This is a genomic window from Microvirga sp. HBU67558 (genome assembly GCF_018069605.1).
Lineage (GTDB): Bacteria > Pseudomonadota > Alphaproteobacteria > Rhizobiales > Beijerinckiaceae > Microvirga > Microvirga terrae.
On sequence record NZ_JAGPUP010000204.1, the window covers coordinates 1 to 467 of the forward strand.

The following is a 467-nucleotide window of genomic DNA, read 5'->3' on the forward strand; positions in this document are numbered from 1 at the left end:
AGGAAGTAGAACGACTTGTCCTGGCCGGCCACGAACTCGACCGTGCCGGCGGAATCGTAACCTACGGCCTTGGCCAGGGCGACCGCCTGCTCGCCCATCAGGCGGCGGGTGGCCTCGTCGAGAAGCGGCGACGGCGCCTCCTCGATGACCTTCTGGTTGCGGCGCTGGATCGAGCATTCACGCTCGCCGAGATAGATCACGTTGCCGTGCTTGTCGCCCAGCACCTGAATTTCGATGTGACGCGGATCGGTGATGAACTTTTCGATGAAGACCCGATCATCGCCGAAGGAGCTTGCCGCCTCCGACTTGGCGCGGGCGAAGCCCTCGGCGACCTCGCCGGCCGAGTGGGCGATGCGCATGCCCTTGCCGCCACCGCCCGCCGAGGCTTTGATCATGACCGGGTAGCCGATCTCGTCGGCGATCTTGACCGCCTGCTCCGGGCCCTCGATCACCCCGAGATAGCCCGG

Annotated in this window: 1 protein-coding gene; it reads right to left on the bottom strand. The window is 66.0% G+C overall.

Going from position 1 to position 467, the window contains the following annotated elements; translation table 11 throughout:
• Nucleotides 1-467: ATP-grasp domain-containing protein (locus tag KBI52_RS00850; protein ID WP_210804786.1), on the bottom strand; the 467-nt coding region annotated here is incomplete at both ends.